The sequence below is a fragment of the Bacillus sp. BACIII genome (genome assembly GCF_057836745.1).
Map to the genome: position 1 here is coordinate 1,065,467 of NZ_CM174437.1, position 19,955 is coordinate 1,085,421.

A 19,955-nucleotide genomic window follows, 5' to 3' on the forward strand; every position below is an offset into this window, starting at 1 on the left:
ATGAATCAATGGATGAATCTTGCAGAAAGAGTGCTGGACGGGGCGGAAGTAACGAACCAGGAAGCGCTTGCCATTTTAAATTGCCCTGATGAGGATCTTTTATTGCTGATGCATGCCGCTTTTCATATCAGAAAACGATTTTACGGAAAAAAGGTAAAGCTGAATATGATTATGAATGCAAAGTCAGGCCTGTGTCCCGAAAATTGCGGGTACTGTTCACAATCTTCAATATCAAAAGCGCCGATCGAGTCTTATCGGATGGTGGATAAGCATATATTGCTTAAAGGGGCAAAACGCGCCCATGACCTGAATATAGGGACATACTGTATCGTCGCCAGCGGCCGGGGACCGTCAAACAGAGAAGTAGACCAAGTGGTTGATGCTGTCAAAGAAATAAAAGAAACGTACGGTTTAAAAATCTGCGCATGCCTCGGTCTGTTGAAGCCGGAACAGGCGGAGCGGCTGAAACAGGCAGGAGTCGACCGATACAATCATAACATCAATACATCACAAAGGAATCACGCAAACATTACGACCTCACACACGTATGACGACAGGGTCAATACAGTGGAAACGGCGAAACAATCGGGGATGTCACCTTGTTCGGGTGTCATCGTCGGCATGAAAGAGACGAAACAGGACGTCATTGATATGGCGAACAGCTTGAAAGCGCTTGATGCCGACAGCATCCCGGTTAATTTTCTGCATGCGATTGACGGAACTCCGTTAGAAGGAGTAAGCGAATTAAGTCCGGTGTACTGCCTGAAAGTGCTCGCCTTGTTCCGTTTTATCAATCCGGCAAAAGAAATCCGTATCTCAGGAGGCCGGGAAGTCAACCTGCGTTCGCTGCAGCCGCTCGGCCTGTACGCGGCAAACTCTATATTCGTCGGCGATTACTTAACAACCTCAGGACAGCATGAAACAGAGGATCATCAAATGCTCCATGATCTAGGTTTTGAAGTTGAATCCGTCGAAGAAATGAAAGCCGGCTTACAATCCGCCTGCAAAACGGAGGTATAAGATGACGGCGGGCGTATCAATTTCACATCCGTCCCTCCAGGCGGATTCGGATTTTTGGAATGACCCTTACCCGTTTTATGACAACCTGCGGGCCATTGATCCTGTTTATAAAGGAACCGTATTAAAATATCCGGGCTGGTATGTCACCGGGTATAAAGAGGCGGCAGCGATTCTGAAAGACACCCGGTTTAAAAACCGAGTTCCTCTTCCGGAAACATCAACGAAATATCAAAATCTATCGCATATCCAGCACGATATGCTGTTATTTAAAAATCAATCAGACCATAAGCGGATGCGGATGGTTATAGGGAAAGAATTCACCGCAAAGACTGCGGAATCACTCCGCCCCTGTATAAAAGAAACGGTGCATGACTTATTGGATCAAGTCCAGAACAAAAAAACCGCAGACCTTGTTTCAGAGTTTGCCTTTCCATTGGCAAGCCTCATCATTGCGAAGATACTCGGAGTGCCGAAAGAGGAGAGATATCAATTCAGACAATGGACAGCAGACGTCATTCAGGCCATTGATTTTACCCGGTCAAGAAAAACGTTAGTCAGAGCAAGCGACACCCAAGGCAGGATGACGTCATATTTCAGAGATTTGATTCACAAGCGGGAAATCCAGCCTCAGGAAGACTTGATCAGCAGGTTTATTGTGGAAGAACAGCTTTCAAAAGACGAAGTACTCGCGACATGTGTATTACTTATCATAGCCGGACACGAGACGACGGTAAACCTCATAAGCAACGGTGTGTATACTTTATTGAAACACCCTGAACAGCTTAGCGCACTGAGAGAAAACCCCTCGCTTATTGAAACTGCAGTCGAGGAATGTTTGCGTTACGACAGCCCTACACAGCTGACGGCCCGCACCGCTTCAGAAGACTGCGAAATAAATGGAAAGATCATAAAAAAAGGAGAGCAGGTATATATCCTTTTAGGTGCAGCCAATCGTGATCCAAGCATATTCGATCAGCCTCACAAAATGGACATTGAAAGAAAACCGAATCCGCATCTTGCATTCGGAAAGAATGCCCATTTTTGCGTGGGTTCACGATTAGCGCGCATTGAAGCACAAATAGCCATTCTCGCGCTGTTAGAGCGGTTGCCTAAGCTTCGGCTGGCCGCACCTAAGCTTGAATACCGCAAGCTCATTGGTTTTAGATCGCTCACAGAGCTTCCGGTTGTCGTCGGCTGAATGACCATGCAGGAGGGCCGGATTTTTCCGGTTCCTCTTGCAGGAAATAAATGAAAGAAAAAAGAATACATATTTATAAAGCAAAAATCCTCTCTCTCATATCCAAAAAAACTCACCGCTCAGCCATTCAATATAACGTAACAAGGGCTTCCTTTTCTTTCCGCCAAAACGGAAACTTCCGATTGTCCAGAATTCATTCGTCTTTTTTCGAAAAAACGAAGCATGATGTAAGCTTGGCATGGTTGTTGCATTTTCTTCCTTCGAATCAATTTGTAAGCGTTTGCTATCATGAAGCAGAAAAGAGGGGGATTTGTGGACATTATCATTATTTTATTGGCATTATGCTTGCTGATGTTTGCGGCTTATCGAGGCTTTTCAGTCATTTTATTTGCCCCGATTTGCGCGCTGTTTGCTGTGCTTCTGACAGATCCGAGCTTCGTACTTCCTTTCTTCTCGAATATATTTATGGAGAAGATGGCTGGCTTTATTAAGCTGTATTTTCCCGTATTTCTTTTGGGGGCTGTTTTTGGCAAGGTTGTTGAAATATCCGGGCTCGCCGAGTCGATCGCAAAAACAATCGTCAGGCTTGTGGGAGCAAAAAGAGCCATTCTCGCCATCGTCTTAATGGGTGCGATTTTAACATACAGCGGCGTCAGTCTCTTCGTAGCGGTGTTTGCCGTCTATCCGTTTGCTAAAAACCTATTTATGAAAGCTGATATTCCCAAACGTCTGATACCCGGAACGATTGCATTGGGCGCTTTTACATTTACAATGGATGCGCTTCCCGGCACACCGCAAATTCAAAATGTCATTCCGGCGGCATTTTTTAAAACAAACATTTATGCCGCTCCCTGGCTCGGAATGATTGGTGCAGCGTTTGTGCTTACGGCCGGGATGCTTTATTTAGAATTCCGGCGCAAGAAAGCGGCCGATGCAGGAGAAGGCTATGCTGGGTTTCCGTCTGAAGTTTCCGCTGCAAAGGAATCCTCAGGTCTGGCTTATGAAAAAAACACGCCTGATTTACCGCAGGAGGCAGAACCCCGTACCGCGCGGCAAGTACTCGCCTTTATTCCGCTTATCCTTGTCGGGGTATTGAACAAATGCTTCACGATGTGGCTCCCGGATTGGTATCCCGACGGATTTGATTTTGCGCCGCTCGGCTTAGAAGCGTTCGGAAAGATTGATCTTTCCTCCGTCACTGCGATCTGGTCAGTAGAGCTCGCACTGTTCATCGGTATCATGACAACGATTTTGTTCGATTGGAAAAAAGTGCTCTTCAATTTGAAGGAAGGACTGAATGAGGGCATCGGGGGCGCCTTGCTGGCGTCAATGAATACAGGAGCCGAATACGGATTTGGCGGCATCATTGCAGCGCTTCCCGGCTTCAAAGCAGTCAGCAGCGGCATATCGCAGACGTTTACTGATCCGCTTGTCAATGGAGCGGTGACGACCACTGCGCTTGCCGGGATTACAGGGTCGGCCTCAGGAGGAATGGGCATCGCTTTAAGTACGATGTCCGCAGCGTATACAGAAGCAATCCATACATTTCACATCCCGCCGGAAGTCATGCACCGGGTGATCTCGATGGCCTCCGGCGGGATGGACACTCTTCCGCATAATGGCGCCGTCATTACGCTGCTCGCGGTCACAGGGTTGACTCACCGCCAATCCTACAGAGATATCTTTGCCATTACCGTCATTAAAACATCCGCTGTGTTTGTCATCATCGGTATTTACAGTCTGACGGGCCTTGTGTAGCCAAAACAGAAAGGGGAAGCGAATATGGGAAAAGGGAAAATCATGGATTCGTTTAAAGAAGCTGCTGAACTGATCAAAGACGGAGACACCCTCATCGCTGGAGGATTCGGCCTGTGCGGCATTCCGGAACAATTAATTCTCGCGATCAGGGACAGCGGCGTGAAAAACCTCACCGTTGTCAGTAATAACTGCGGTGTTGATGACTGGGGACTGGGCCTCTTGCTTGCAAATCGGCAGATCAAAAAAATGGTCGCATCCTATGTGGGAGAAAACAAAACATTTGAACGGCAGTTTTTAAGCGGGGAGCTGGAAGTCGAATTGGTTCCCCAAGGAACGCTCGCAGAACGAATTCGCGCGGGAGGGGCGGGCATCCCGGGTTTTTATACATCTGCGGGCGTCGGGACATCAGTAGCCGAAGGAAAAGAACAGAAGATATTTGAAGGACGCACCTATCTTCTGGAGAAAGGGATTACAGGGAACGCCGCCATCGTAAAGGCCTGGAAAGCTGATCCTCTGGGCAACCTGGTGTTCAGAAAGACGGCGAGAAACTTCAATCCGCTCGCTGCCATGGCAGGCAAAGTGACAATTGCAGAGGCTGAAGAAATCGTCGATATCGGAGAGCTTGATCCGGATCACATTCATACACCGGGTATCTTTGTCCAGCATGTGCTCAAAAGCACCACACATGAAAAACGGATCGAACGCCGCACCGTCCGGGAAGCATGAAGAAGGGAGCTGATCTCATGAAAGATGGCAGAAAACGAATGATCGCACGGGCAGTAAAGGAAATTAAGGACGGAATGAATGTGAATTTGGGGATAGGCATGCCGACGCTTGTCGCCAATGAAATCCCGGATCATTACAATGTGATGCTTCAGTCGGAAAACGGCTTGCTGGGAATCGGCCCTTATCCCTTTGCCGGAACGGAGGACCCAGATCTTATTAACGCCGGGAAAGAAACCATTACCGAAGTCAAAGGAGCCTCGTATTTTGACAGTGCCGAATCGTTTGCTATGATTCGCGGGGGTCACATTGATGTCGCCATCCTCGGCGGCATGGAAGTGTCCGAACGGGGAGATTTGGCGAACTGGATGATCCCCGGAAAAATGATTAAAGGAATGGGCGGCGCCATGGACTTGGTTCACGGAGCAAAACGGATCGTTGTCATCATGGAGCATGTGAATAAATATGGAGAGTCCAAAGTGAAATCGGAATGTACGCTGCCTTTAACCGGCAGGCAGGTCGTCGATCGGCTGATCACAGATTTGGCGGTATTCGATTTCCGCCAAGGCCGTATGACGCTGACCGAATTGCAGGAAGGCGCGGCATTAGAGGAAGTCATCGAGAAAACCGAAGGCCGGTTCACTGTCAGTGAAGCATTAACGTCCCGGCGGAAATAAGGAGGTATCATCATGCATTCAATGCAGAAACACAAAACAGCTGTAGTGACAGGGGCAGCCAGAGGAATCGGATTTGAAATCGCTCAAGAATTCACCCGTGAAGGAGCCTCCGTTCTCATAGCGGATGTTAATGAACAGGCGGGAAAAGAAGCTGCTGCAAAACTCAGCGGAGAAGGCGCCCATGCCATCAGCATCACGTGTGATGTAACAGATGAAAAACAAACGGCCGATATGATTCAAACAGCTCTGACAGAATTCGGCCGGCTCGATATTCTCGTAAATAACGCGGGCATTCAGCATATCGCGCCCATCGAGGAATTTCCCGCAGAACAGTTTGAAAGGCTCATCCGTGTCATGCTGACTGGACCGTTTCTCACCATGAAACATGCATTCCCCGTCATGAAAAAACAGCAGTTCGGACGGATCATCAATATGGCGTCTGTCAACGGACTGATCGGCTTTTACGGAAAAGCGGCATATAACAGCGCCAAGCATGGCGTCATCGGCTTAACGAAAGTCGGCGCACTTGAAGGCGCGGCTGACGGCATTACCGTCAATGCGCTTTGCCCAGGATATGTGGACACTCAGCTTGTCCGCAATCAGTTAAAGGATATTTCCGCAACAAGGAATGTACCGTACGAAAGGGTGCTGGAGGACGTCATCTTCCCGCTCGTTCCCCAAAAACGTCTGCTGTCAGTGAAGGAAATTGCGAATTACGCCGTATTTTTGGCCAGCGACAAAGCAAAAGGCGTCACCGGTCAGGCCGTCGTCATGGACGGCGGGTATACCGCTCAATAGTTCTGATACCCATGAAAAAACAGCCGGTCTAAAGCGGCTGTTTTTTTCTGTCCAAATAAGATTGGGGTTCTTGATAAGCAAGATGGTGAATGCTGACGGAAGGTCTTACAAAACAATGTAAACAAAAAAACAGCCGTAATTCAATCGATTGAGAATGCATCAATCGGTATCGGAGCAGGATCATCCGTATGTGTTGCGCCGCATTTCACATGCAGATTTTCCTCTTCCAATTCCATTCCTGCACAACCAGTTTACAATCCTTCACAGATATACAAATGAACTTTTACAATAAACAGAAAAGATGTAATTTCTGACACAATTATGCCGATATACCCAAAAAATATGAAACATCTTGGGCGCACCTTAAGTGAAGAAGAGCCGGCAACAGGCTTCTGGACCGGCTCTCATCACCTCTCTTTAAGACTGATTTTTCAGTGTCAGCTCCATCTTATATTTTATGAACAATTATAACCAGTTCGTTTGTGAAATCGAACAATAACTCCTCCGAAAGTATTCTATACACCTTTGTTATAACCATGCTACGATGTTATATAAAGGGATATATTGTATGATATTGGATCCCTGTTCAATGCGATCGGAGGGAGCTCATGAACAATCTTGCCTTTTTATTTCCTGGACAAGGGTCTCAATTTGTAGGAATGGGCAAACAATTTTGGAATGATTTTGCGGTCGCAAAAAGATTATTTGAAGAAGCAGGCGACGCGATCTCCTTGGATATAAAAAAACTGTGTTTTAACGGAAATATAAATGAATTGACAAAGACTATGAATGCGCAGCCCGCTATTTTAACGGTCAGTGTCATTGCTTTTCAAGTGTATATGCAGGAAATAGGAGTGAAGCCCCGCTTCCTGGCAGGTCACAGCTTAGGAGAATACTCGGCGCTTGTCTGTGCCGGCGCCCTTTCTTTTCATGATGCCGTTACACTTGTAAGGCAGCGGGGGATTCTTATGCAAAATGCGGATCCCCAGCAGCAGGGGACAATGGCTGCTGTGACCCGGCTCTCTCTTCAAACATTGCAAGAAATGTGTGCGAAAGTGTCGACAGAAGACTTTCCGGCAGATGTAGCCTGCATGAATTCAGACCGGCAGCATGTCATTTCCGGACATCGGCAAGCTGTGGAGCGTGTCATCAGGATGGCGGAGGAAAAGGGGGCGGCATACACTTATTTAAATGTAAGTGCACCTTTTCACAGTTCAATGATAAGATCGGCATCCGAACAATTCCAGAGTGCATTACAGCAGTATTCCTTCCGGGATGCCGCATGGCCGATCATTTCAAATGTCACCGCGCGCCCTTACAGCAGCAAAAATTCGATCAGCGAACATCTCAAGCAGCACATGGCGATGCCGGTAAGATGGGCAGAATCGATGCATTATTTGCTTTTACACGGAGTGACAGAAGCCATCGAAATGGGGCCGAACAATGTCTTATCCGGTCTGCTGAAAAAAATAACGAACCACATTGCACCTTATCCTTTAGGACAGACATCTGATATTCACCAGCTTTCCAATTCAGCGGAAAGAAATAAACATATTGTCCGTTTACGCAAAAAACAACTGAATAAATTGATGATTCAATCCATCATTGCGCGAAATTACAACAAGGATCCATTGGCTTATTCCAACCTGACGTACCCATTATTTACGCAAATCCAAGAGCTGAAAGAGAGAATGGAAAGACATGAAAATGAGCTCTCAGAACAAGAGCTCGAACATTCGATCCATTTATGCAAATTAATTTGCGAGGCTAAACAGCTTCCGGCTTGGGAAGAATTGCGGATTTTAAAATAAAGCGCCCAGGAGGGGACCTATGTATACCAGTCAATTCCAAACCTTAGTAGATGTCATTCGGGAAAGAAGCAATATCTCTGATCGCGGGATCCGTTTTATCGAATCCGATAAAAACGAGACGGTTGTCTCTTATCGCCAATTGTTTGAGGAAGCACAAGGATATCTTGGCTATTTACAGCATATCGGCATTCAGCCGAAGCAGGAAATTGTATTTCAAATCCAAGAAAACAAATCATTTGTCGTTGCTTTTTGGGCTTGTATATTAGGAGGAATGATCCCGGTACCGGTCAGTATCGGAGAAGATGATGACCATAAGCTGAAGGTGTGGCGCATTTGGAATATATTAAATCATCCGTTTTTGATTGCCTCTGAAAAAGTATTGGACAAAATAAAGAAATACGCTGCAGAACACGATTTACAGGATTTCCATCATCAATTAAACGAAAAATCTGACATCATTCAAGATCAAACCTACGATTACCCCGCTTCGTTTTATGAACCTGATACGGATGAACTCGCCTTTATACAATTTTCTTCTGGATCGACAGGAGATCCAAAAGGAGTCATGTTAACGCATCACAACTTAATACATAACACGTGCGCCATTGGGACTGCCCTAGCCATTCATTCGAAAGACTCTTTGTTATCATGGATGCCTTTAACGCATGATATGGGGCTCATCGCCTGCCACCTTGTTCCCTTCATAACCGGAATCAATCAAAATCTAATGCCTACAGAATTATTTATTCGCAGACCTATTCTTTGGATGAAAAAAGCTCATGAACATAAAGCCAGTATTCTATCCTCTCCTAATTTCGGGTACAACTACTTCCTTAAATTTCTGAAAAACGAACCAGACTGGGATTTATCCCACATCAAGGTCATCGCAAACGGTGCAGAACCGATATTGCCGGAGCTCTGTGACGAATTTTTGACTAGATGCGCAGCATTCAATCTTAAAAGATCCGCCATTTTGAATGTTTACGGTTTAGCGGAAGCTTCGGTTGGCGCAGCGTTTTCTAAAACAGGTGAAGAATTCGTTCCCGTTTATTTACATCGTGACTACTTAAATCTTGGTGAAAGAGCTGTAAACGTCAGCAAAGAGGATCAACATTGCGCTTCATTCGTCGAAGTGGGACAACCTATTGACTATTGTCAGCTTCGGATCTCCGATGGAGCAAATGAAAGATTAGAAGACGGAATCATCGGCCATATCCAGATCAAAGGAGACAATGTGACGCAAGGGTATTATAACAACCCCGAGAGTACGGAAAAAGCGCTGACTTCTGATGGCTGGGTAAAAACGGGAGACCTCGGATTCATTAGTGAAAGTGGTAACTTAGTCGTAACCGGAAGAGAAAAGGACATTATTTTCGTGAACGGAAAAAATGTCTATCCTCACGATATTGAGCGGGTCGCGATTGAAATGGAAGAGGTTGACTTAGGAAGGGTTGCCGCCTGCGGTATATATGACCAAAAGACACAAAGCGGAGAAATCGTGCTCTTTGTTGTTTTCAAAAAATCGCCTGAAAAATTTGCCCCGCTTGTCAAAGAGATCAAAAAGCATTTATACCAGCGGGGCGGCTGGAGCATAAAAGAAGTCCTTCCGATCAAAAAGCTGCCAAAAACGACGAGCGGGAAGGTTAAGCGCTATGAACTTGCCAGACAGTATGAAGCAGGGAAATTTTCAGCAAAGTCTGCCGCCATCAATGAATGTTTGGAGAGCAGCCCGAAAACTTCCGGACAGACTCCCATTCATGAAATCGAAACGGAATTACTGTCTATCTTTTCCGATGTGCTCGATGGGAAAAAGGTTCACCTCACTGACAGTTATTTTGATATGGGCGCAAATTCATTACAGTTATCGCAGATTGCCGAGCGCATAGAACAGAGATTTGGACGCGAGCTTGCCGTTTCCGACCTCTTTACGTATCCTTCTATTACTGATTTAGCGGCACATCTGTCTGAAAGCCGTGCTGAAATCAAGCAGGACGTCACAGCGAAACCAAGCCATGTGACACCGAAAGATATCGCCATTATCGGGATGTCGCTCAATGTCCCGGGAGCATCAACTAAAAGTGATTTTTGGAATCTGCTTGAAAAAGGTGAGCACAGCATTCGAGAATACCCTGCATCCCGGCTGAAAGATGCGGCGGATTATTTAAAGTCCATCCAAAGCGAATTCAATGAGAATCAGTTTGTGAAGGGCGGCTATTTAGATGAAATCGACCGCTTTGATTACTCGTTCTTCCGTTTAGCTCCTAAAACAGCTCAGTTTATGGACCCCAATCAAAGACTGTTTTTGCAGTCTGCATGGCATGCCATTGAAGATGCGGGCTATGCCGGCGGCAGCATGAACGGGAGCCGTGTCGGGGTATATGCGGGGTACTCGAAGGTGGGCTACGATTATGAACGTCTCCTTTCTGCGAATTATCCGGAGGAGCTTCATCAATATATTGTAGGCAATCTTCCTTCCGTGTTAGCCAGCCGAATCGCTTATTTCTTAAATTTAAAAGGGCCGGCGGTCACAGTGGATACGGCATGCTCCTCATCGCTTGCCGCCGTTCATATGGCATGTAAATCTTTAATTTCCGGCGATTGTGACATGGCTCTTGCCGGCGGTATCCGGACATCGCTCTTGCCGATCCGTATCGGGCTTGATATGGAATCTTCGGACGGGTACACGAAAACGTTCAGCAAAGATTCAGACGGTACTGGCACAGGTGAAGGCGCGGCGGCTGTCCTGTTAAAACCTTTGCAGGATGCGGTTCGCGACGGAGACCATATTTACGGCGTGATTAAAGGAAGCGCGATAAATCAAGACGGAACAACCGCCGGGATTACCGCACCGAATCCGGCAGCTCAGACTGAGGTCATTGAGACGGCCTGGAAAGACGCGGGCATTGATCCTGAAACGCTGTCTTTCATCGAAGCACATGGCACCGGAACAAAGCTCGGCGATCCGGTTGAATTTAACGGGCTTTGTAAAGCGTTTGAAAAGTATACGGCAAAAAAACAATTTTGCGCGATTGGTTCTGTTAAATCGAACATCGGTCATTTGTTTGAAGCAGCAGGCATCGTCGGACTGATCAAATCTGTCCTCATGCTGAATCATAAGAAAAACCCGCCTTTAGCGCACTTTAATGAACCTAATCCGCTCATTCATTTTCACTCTTCACCGTTTTATGTAAATCAGGAAGCTGCGGAGTTCACATCGGGTGATGAGCCGCTGCGAGGCGGAATCAGCTCGTTCGGTTTTAGCGGAACGAACGCTCATGTGGTATTGGAAGAATACACTTCTCAAAATGAGGATGCACCCGCAAATGAAAATGAGCCGCACCTATTTGTTTTATCCGCTCATACAGAGAATGCACTCTATGAACTCGCACAGCAGTACCGCCAATATGTAGCAGATGACAGCCCTTCATTGAAGTCCATTTGCTATACAGCCGGCACGGGCAGGGCTCATTTGGATCATGGTATTGCCATGATTGTATTCAGTAAGCAGGAATTATGTGACAAGCTGACTTCCGTAATCCAGGGAGACAGAGATCTTCCCGGAGTATACGTTGGTTATCAGAACTTGAAGGAAATGCTGCCTGGCCATAAAGAGGAGCTGAATAAACAAGCAGCCGCTCTGATAATGCAGCGTATACGTACACATGATGAACGGATCGCATGGCTGAATCGCGCGGCCGAATTATTTGTGCAGGGAGCCGTTATAGACTGGAGCGCCATTTACGCCGGTGAAACCGTACAAAAAACGCCATTGCCTCTGTATCCGTTTGAACGGAACCGCTGCTGGGCTGAAGCTGACCAATTGCGCCTAAACGAGGGCCAAGAGAAAGGAGAAGCGGCATTGAATATGGATCAAACGAAGGCGCACATTGAATCCTTCCTGAAAACTGTCATCAGCAATGCTTCGGGAATTATAGCGGATGAGCTTGATCTGAACGCTCATTTTATCGGGCTCGGAATGGATTCCATCATGCTGTCACAGGTCAAAAAAGCTATCGCGGACGAATTTGGGGTAGACATCCCGATGGATCGTTTTTTTGATACGATGAACAACCTTCAAAGTGTCATCGATTACTTGGCTGAGACCGCTCCATCGTCTCATGCATCCGCTCCGGCTCAAGAGAATGTTCCGGCGCATGAAACACTGGTCATTCCAGAAGCACAGCCCGAATCTGGTCACAGAGAAGATCATCAAGGACATATGCTCGAAAAAATAATCGCTTCACAAAATCAATTAATCCAGGACACCTTGCAAGCTCAGTTAAATAGCTTTAATTTGCTGAGAAACGGCGGTCATCATTCCGATGTGAAAGAACACGATAAAGCGCAAGAGAAATCAATTCCTTCTGTCAAGCAGGGGCCTCCGGCCGTCACTGCAGAAAAGAAAACAGCTCAAGAAGCGAAACCCTATGTTCCTTTTCAGCCTCAGAACCTGCATGAACAGGGACACTATACCGCACGGCAAAAACAATATTTAGAAGATTTCATCGTGAAATATGCAGATAAAACGAAAGGTTCCAAACAGTATACGGACAAAACCCGATTTGCTCATGCAAATAACCGCAACTTGTCCAGCTTCCGTTCATATTGGAAGGAAATCGTGTACCCGATTATTGCCGAACGTTCTGACGGTTCCAAAATGTGGGATATTGACGGCAACGAATACATTGATATCACCATGGGATTCGGAGTTAACCTTTTCGGGCATCATCCTTCCTTTATTACACAGGTTATCGATGATTCAGTCCGTTCATCATTGCCTCCGCTCGGCCCGATGTCGGATGTCGCAGGAGAAGTTGCCGACCGGATCCGCACATGCACCGGGGTGGAAAGGGTCGCTTTCTATAATTCCGGAACAGAGGCTGTCATGGTTGCACTTCGTTTAGCGCGGGCGGCAACAGGAAGAAAGAAAGTTGTGGCCTTCTCGGGGTCTTATCACGGTACGTTTGACGGGGTATTAGGGCTTGCCGGCACAAAAGGCGGAGCCTCGTCTGCGAATCCGCTGGCTCCGGGCATACTGCAGAGCTATATGGATGATTTGATTATTTTACATTACAACAATCCCGATTCGCTCGATGTGATTCGCAGCCTCGGTGATGAATTGGCAGCCGTACTGGTTGAACCGGTACAAAGCCGCAGGCCCGATTTGCAGCCGCGGGCATTTTTGAAAGAATTGCGGGCGATCACGCAGCAATCCGGAACAGCTTTGATTATCGATGAAATTATTACAGGATTTCGGATCGGTCTCGGCGGCGCTCAGGAATGGTTCGGTATTCAGGCTGATTTAGTGACCTACGGAAAAATCATCGGCGGCGGACAGCCGTTAGGGATTGTTGCCGGAAAAGCTGAATTCATGAATGCGATCGACGGGGGAACCTGGCAGTATGGGGACGATTCCTATCCGCAAGATGAGGCAAAACGCACGTTTGTGGCCGGCACCTTCAATACTCACCCGCTTACCATGAGAATGTCGTTAGCCGTGCTTCGCCATTTACAAACCGAGGGAGAACACCTATATGAACAGCTGAATCAAAAAACAGCCTCCCTGGTTGATCGGCTAAATCGCTTCTTTGAACAATCGCAAGTGCCTATCCGCATGGTTCAATTCGGTTCTTTATTCCGGTTTGTCTCATCGCTTGATAACGACTTGTTCTTTTACCATCTCAATTATAAAGGGATCTATGTGTGGGAAGGACGCAACTGCTTCCTATCCACGGCGCATACCGCGGATGATATTGAACATATCATTCAAGCTGTTAAAGACACGGTGAAGGATCTTCGCCGAGGCGGATTTATTCCGGAAGGCCCGGATTCTCCTGATGACGGCGGCCATAACAAATCCGGGGCGTACGAGCTTTCAGATGAACAAAAACAATTGGTCATGGCATCCCATTATGGAAATGAAGCTTCTGCAGCTTTAAACCAGTCCATTATGCTGAAAGTAAAAGGCGAACTGCAGCATACACCATTAAAACAAGCCGTCCGGCATATCGTCGACCGTCATGAAGCTTTACGTACGGTGATTCATCCCGATGACGAGGTACAGCAAGTGCAGGAACGGATGACTATAGAAATACCTGTCATTGATTTTACCGGTCGCCCGGAAGAGCAGCGGGAAACAGAAATTCAGAAATGGCTGACTGAAGATGCCAAGCGGCCGTTTCACTTCTATGAACAAAAGCCCTTGTTTAGAATCCATGTGCTTACATCGGCCCACAATGAACACCTGATTGTGCTCACGTTCCATCATATCATTGCTGATGGATGGTCGATCGCCGTTTTTGTTCAAGAGCTGGAGAGCAGCTACGCGGCAATCGTACAAGGAAAACCGTTTCCGCTAAAAGAGCCCGCTGCTTCATTTCGTCAATATTTAGACTGGCAGCAGGCGCAAATTGACAGCGGCCATTATGAAGAAGGAGTCCGGTATTGGCGGCATCATTTTTCTGAACCGATACAGCAGGCAGTCCTGCCGGGCGCCGCTTCTGCCCGCCATCAGAACGGATACGAGGGAGACCGGTGTACCGTCCGGCTTGGGCGGCCTTTAAGCGAGGCCTTAAAGTCTTTGAGCATTCGGATGAAAAATAGCGTATTTGTAACGATGCTTGGTGCATTTCACCTTTTTCTGCACCAGCTTACCAAACAGACGGGCCTTGTAATCGGGATGCCGACAGCCGGTCAATCCCATATGAAACAGCATGATCTGATTGGAAATTGCGTCAATATGATTCCGGTAAAAAACACGGCTACTTCAGAAAGCACTTTATCCGGTTATCTTGATAGTATGAAAGAAAGCGTAAATCACGCCATGCGGCATCAAGCTGTTCCGATGACACTAGTAGCCAGACAGCTTCCGCACGATCAAGTGCCGGATATGCGTATTATCTTTAATTTGGACAGGCCTTTTCGAAAGCTGTATTTCGGAAAGGCTGAGGCGGAGCCCATTGCATACCCGGTGAAATGCATGCTTTACGATTTATTTCTTAACATAACAGACGCAAGCCAAGAATATGTTCTTGATTTCGACTTTAATACGAACGTTATCAGTCCGGAAGTCATGAAAAAGTGGGGAGCGGGCTTTACGACATTGCTGCAAAAGATGGTTGAAGGGGATTCAGTCTCTCTTAACGCCCTGGTCATGTTTTCCGATGAAGAACAGCATGATTTACAAGAACTGTACGCCGAACACCAAAAGCGGGTCTCCTCAATCGTAAGCAATACGGAAAACCTTGCTGATGCCTACGAGGCGCCGGCAAATGAAACGGAGCGGCAGCTGGCGCAGATTTGGGAGGGGCTTTTCGGCCTTGAGCGGATTGGCAGATCAGATCGCTTCCTGGATCTGGGGGGGAACTCGCTCCAAGCGACGCTTATGCTTTCCAAAGTTCAGAAGACATTTGATCAAAAGGTTTCTATCGGACAATTTTTCAATCACCAGACTGTTAAGGAATTAGCACGTTTCATTCAGAACGAAACGAAAGTCATGCACCTCCCGATCAAGGCTGCTGAGAAAAAAGCGTATTACCCGACATCGCCGGCGCAGCAAAGAGTCTATTTCCTCCACCAAATGGAGCCCGATCAGCTGGCTCAAAATATGTTCGGTCAAATATCAATAACAGGGAAGTACGATGAGCAGGCTCTGATTTCTTCCCTTCAACAAGTCATAGAGCGGCATGAAGCGTTTCGCACATATTTTGACATTATAGATGGTGAAATCGTCCAAAAACTTGATAACGAAGTTGATTTTAACGTTCATGTCCGGACGATGAGCCGGGACGAATTTGACGCCTATTCAGACCGATTTGTAAAACCGTTCCGCTTGGAAGAAGCTCCTTTGGTTCGTGCGGAGCTGATCAAGATTGAAAACGAGCAGGCCGAACTGCTCATCGATATGCACCATATCATTTCGGACGGTTATTCCGTCAACATCCTTACAAATGAATTGCTGGCTTTATATCATCAAAAACCGCTACCGGATATTGAATTTGAATATAAAGATTTCGCCGAATGGCAAAACCAATGGCTGAATGAGGATGCCATGAAGCGGCAGGAGACATATTGGCTGGAACAATTTCAAGACGAAATCCCGGTCCTTCAATTGCCGACAGACGGCTCAAAAGCGGCGGAGCAGTCTTCTGAGGGACAGCGCGTGACGTGCTCTTTACAGCCGGATGTCATCCGTTCGCTGCAAGATCTGGCGCAAACAGCGGGAACGACTCTCTATACGGTGATGCTGGCCGCCTACAAAGTGCTGCTTCATAAATATACGGGCCAAGAAGATATTGTCGTAGGCACGCCTGCTTCAGGAAGAAATCATCCGGATATTGAAAAGATCATCGGTATTTTCATACAAACCCTCGGAATCCGAACGAAGCCGCACGCCAATCGAAAGTTCTCGGATTACCTGGAAGAAGTAAAGCAACAGACGCTTGACGCTTTCGAAAACCAAGACTATCCATTCGACAAGCTTGTGGAGAAATTAAATGTGCAGCGGGAAACAACGCGAAAATCGCTGTTTAACACGATGTTTGTGTTTCAAAATATTGAGTTTCATGAAATCCGGCACGATGAATGTACGTTTAAGGTGAAAGAGCGAAATCCCGGAGTCTCTTTATATGATTTGATGCTGACGGTCGAAGATGCCGGACAACAGATCGAGATGCATTTTGATTTTAAACCGGGACAGTTTGAAAAAGACACCATTGAACAGATCACCAGACACTATATCAGCATATTAAACAGCCTTGTGGAGCAGCCGGAGATGACGCTGTCTTCCGTTCCTATGCTGTCTGAAACCGAACGGCATCAATTGCTGACCGAGTGTAATGACACAAAGACGCCGTATCCGCATAACGAAACAGTAACCGGATGGTTTGAAATGCAGGCGGCACAGCGGCCCGATCATCCAGCCGTTATTTTTGGCAATGAGCAGTATACGTACAGACAGCTCAATGAACGGGCGAACCAATTGGCGCGGACGTTACGGACAAAAGGCGTACAAGCGGATCAATTCGTTGCCATCCTTTCTCCGCATTGCCTTGAGCTGATTGTTGGAATTTTGGCAGTTCTGAAATCCGGCGGCGCATACGTGCCTATTGACCCTGAATATCCGGAAGATCGGATCCATTATATGCTGAGCGATTCAAGGGCGGAGGTTGTGTTGACACTGCAGAGCCTGCAAGATCAATTACCGTATGATGGTGACGTTGTGCTTTTGGATGAGGAAAGTTCATATCATGAGGACCGCTCGAATCTTGAATTGGACAGCAATGCGCATGATTTGGCCTACATGATCTATACGTCGGGTTCTACGGGAAATCCGAAAGGTGTACTCATTGAGCACCAAGGGCTGGCTAATTATATTTGGTGGGCGAAAGAGGTTTATGTAAAAGGTGAGAAAACCAACTTCCCATTATACTCTTCCATCTCTTTCGACCTGACGGTGACTTCGATATTTACACCGCTGATTACGGGTAATACCATCATCGTCTTCGATGGAGAGGACAAAAGCGCCGTGCTTTCTGAAATTATAAGGGACACAAGAATAGACATGATCAAATTGACACCGGCACATTTGCACGTCATCAAGGAGATGAATATAGCAGGCGGCACCGCCATACGGAAAATGATTGTGGGCGGAGAAAATTTAAGCACCCGTCTGGCCAAAAGTGTCAGCGAGCAGTTTAAAGGACGGCTGGACATTTTCAATGAATACGGACCGACGGAAGCTGTCGTCGGATGTATGATTTATCACTTCGACGCAAAACGGGACAAGCGGGAATTTGTACCGATCGGCACTCCGGCTGCCAATACGGATATTTATGTGGCCGATGCAAGCAGAAATCTGGTTCCGATCGGGGTAATCGGCGAAATATATATCAGCGGACCGGGTGTGGCCAGAGGGTATTGGAACCGCCCGGATTTAACGGCAGAGAAATTTGTTGAAAACCCGTATGTCCCGGGAGCGAAGATGTACAAAACAGGGGATTTGGCTAAACGATTGAAGGATGGAAATCTTGTATATATTGGGCGCGTTGATGAACAAGTCAAAATCAGGGGCCACCGAATCGAGCTTGGTGAAATCGAAGCGGCGATGCATAACGCGGAAGCGGTGCAAAAAGCCGCGGTTACAGTGAAAGAAGAAGAAGACGGCTTAAACCAATTATGCGCGTATTACGTAAGCGACAAGCCTATAGCGGCTGCGCAGCTTAGGGAACAACTGTCATCCGAACTTCCGGACTACATGGTTCCGGCCTATTTTGTCCGTCTGGACGATATGCCGTTAACGTCTAACGGGAAAATAAACCGTAAGGCACTGCCCGCGCCAGAAGCGAGTCTGCAGCAGACAGCTGAATATGTTCCGCCGGGCAATGAGACGGAGTCCAAACTCGCAGATTTATGGCAGGAAGTGCTCGGAATAAGCCGTGCGGGGATTAAACATCATTTCTTTGATCTCGGAGGGAACTCCATTCGCGCAGCGGCCTTAGCCGCCAGAATTCAAAAAGAGCTGGATGTGAATCTGTCTCTAAAAGATATATTCAAGTTTCCTACCATTGAACAATTGGCTGAAAAAACGTTACACATGGACAAAAATCAATATATACCGATCCCGGCCGCAAAAGAAATGTCCTATTATCCCGTTTCTTCAGCTCAGAGACGGATGTATTTGTTAAGTCACGCAGAAGGCGGCGAGCTGACTTACAATATGACGGGTGCCATGAGCGTGGAAGGAGGAGTTGATCCCGACCGGTTAAACGACGCTTTCCAAAAATTAATCGAGCGTCATGAAGCGTTGCGGACCAGCTTTGAATTATATGAAGGTGAGCCGGCACAGCGAATTCATCAGAGCGTCGAATTTACAATAGAACAAATTCAAGCAAGCGAAGAAGAAGCGGAAGACCGTGTGCTTGAATTCATCCAAGCGTTTGATTTAGCCAAACCGCCTCTGATGCGAGCGGGATTAATTGAAATTGAACCTTTGCGGCATGTGCTTGTGGTTGATATGCATCATATCATTTCTGACGGCGTGTCCGTCAATATTATGATGAACGATCTGAGCCGGCTCTACGCAGGGAACCAACCGGACCCGCTTTCAGTTCAATATAAAGATTATGCGGTTTGGCAGCAATCGGACATTCAGAGACGGAACATCAAGAGCCAGGAAGCGTATTGGCTGGATCAGTTTCACGATGACATTCCCGTACTGGATATGCCTGCGGATTATGAGAGACCTGCCATACGCGATTACGAAGGCGAATCATTTGAATTTCTTATACCGGAACACTTGAAACAGCGTTTAAGACAAATGGAAGAAGAAACAGGCGCAACACTGTATATGATTTTATTGGCAGCCTATACGATTCTTTTATCTAAATACAGCGGACAAGAAGATATTATCGTAGGAACGCCGTCTGCCGGGCGGACTCATTTGGATGTGGAGTCCGTTGTGGGAATGTTCGTCAATACGTTAGTCATTCGCAATCACCCAGCGGGCCGTAAAACATTTGATGCCTACTTAAACGAAGTAAAGGAAAACATGCTGAACGCCTATAAAAATCAAGACTATCCTTTGGAAGAATTGATACAGCATTTACATCTTCCGAAGGATTCAAGCCGCAACCCTTTATTCGATACGATGTTTGTGCTGCAAAATCTCGACCAGGCTGAATTGACATTTGATTCCCTGCAGCTCAAGCCATATCCATTTCATCATCCGGTTGCCAAGTTCGATTTGACCTTGTCGATTCAAACGGATCACGACAACTATCACGGGATGTTTGAATATTCGAAAAAATTGTTTAAGAAAAGCAGAATCGAGATTCTATCAAACGACTATTTACACATCCTATCAGCGATTCTGGAACAGCCGGACATTCTGATCGATCAAATCGGATTGAGCGGAAGTATTGAGGAAGAAGAGAACGCGCTTGATTCTATTCAATTGAACTTTTAGGGAAA

At 46.8% G+C, this 19,955-nt stretch carries 8 protein-coding genes; all 8 read left to right on the top strand.

The features are described from left to right. The 8 genes from bioB to ACXN9U_RS05440 all read left to right on the top strand — a co-directional run bounded on the left by bioB (nt 1) and on the right by ACXN9U_RS05440 (nt 19,950). Nucleotides 1-1,020 (top strand): biotin synthase BioB, encoded by a 1,020-nt coding sequence (bioB, locus tag ACXN9U_RS05405; protein WP_489202272.1) that lies wholly within the window; start codon nt 1-3, stop codon nt 1,018-1,020. A 1-nt stretch (nt 1,021) separates the two neighbouring features. Beyond that, nucleotides 1,022-2,218, top strand: coding sequence for a cytochrome P450 (locus tag ACXN9U_RS05410; protein ID WP_489202273.1), 1,197 nt, complete (start codon nt 1,022-1,024; stop codon nt 2,216-2,218). A gap of 312 nt (nt 2,219-2,530) precedes the next feature. Then, nucleotides 2,531-3,976, top strand: a complete 1,446-nt coding sequence (locus ACXN9U_RS05415; protein ID WP_489202274.1) for a GntP family permease — start codon at nt 2,531-2,533, stop codon at nt 3,974-3,976. Nucleotides 3,977-4,000: 24 nt separating this feature from the next. After that, the gene (locus tag ACXN9U_RS05420; RefSeq protein ID WP_060962661.1) at nt 4,001-4,702 is read left to right on the top strand and encodes a CoA transferase subunit A; all 702 of its coding nucleotides are present in this window, start codon (nt 4,001-4,003) and stop codon (nt 4,700-4,702) included. A 17-nt stretch (nt 4,703-4,719) separates the two neighbouring features. Further along, nucleotides 4,720-5,376, top strand: a complete 657-nt coding sequence (locus ACXN9U_RS05425) for a 3-oxoacid CoA-transferase subunit B (protein WP_060962662.1) — start codon at nt 4,720-4,722, stop codon at nt 5,374-5,376. Between the two features lie 12 nt (nt 5,377-5,388). After that, nucleotides 5,389-6,174, top strand: a complete 786-nt coding sequence (locus tag ACXN9U_RS05430) for a 3-hydroxybutyrate dehydrogenase (RefSeq protein WP_489202275.1) — start codon at nt 5,389-5,391, stop codon at nt 6,172-6,174. A 608-nt stretch (nt 6,175-6,782) separates the two neighbouring features. Continuing rightward, entirely contained in the window at nt 6,783-7,985 is a 1,203-nt protein-coding gene (gene fabD, locus ACXN9U_RS05435; protein WP_489202276.1) for an ACP S-malonyltransferase, read from the top strand. Between the two features lie 19 nt (nt 7,986-8,004). Continuing rightward, nucleotides 8,005-19,950 carry a non-ribosomal peptide synthetase/type I polyketide synthase gene (locus tag ACXN9U_RS05440; RefSeq protein ID WP_489202277.1) on the top strand — a complete coding sequence of 3,982 codons (11,946 nt, stop codon included), beginning with the start codon at nt 8,005-8,007 and terminating at the stop codon, nt 19,948-19,950. Nucleotides 19,951-19,955: the final 5 nt, after the last annotated feature.

Coding starts and splice junctions, on each gene's coding strand:
- bioB (WP_489202272.1), top strand. CDS start 1: ATGAATCAATGGATGAATCTTGCAGAAAGAGTGCTGGACGGGGCGGAA.
- ACXN9U_RS05410 (WP_489202273.1), top strand. CDS start 1,022: ATGACGGCGGGCGTATCAATTTCACATCCGTCCCTCCAGGCGGATTCG.
- ACXN9U_RS05420 (WP_060962661.1), top strand. CDS start 4,001: ATGGGAAAAGGGAAAATCATGGATTCGTTTAAAGAAGCTGCTGAACTG.
- ACXN9U_RS05425 (WP_060962662.1), top strand. CDS start 4,720: ATGAAAGATGGCAGAAAACGAATGATCGCACGGGCAGTAAAGGAAATT.
- ACXN9U_RS05430 (WP_489202275.1), top strand. CDS start 5,389: ATGCATTCAATGCAGAAACACAAAACAGCTGTAGTGACAGGGGCAGCC.
- fabD (WP_489202276.1), top strand. CDS start 6,783: ATGAACAATCTTGCCTTTTTATTTCCTGGACAAGGGTCTCAATTTGTA.
- ACXN9U_RS05440 (WP_489202277.1), top strand. CDS start 8,005: ATGTATACCAGTCAATTCCAAACCTTAGTAGATGTCATTCGGGAAAGA.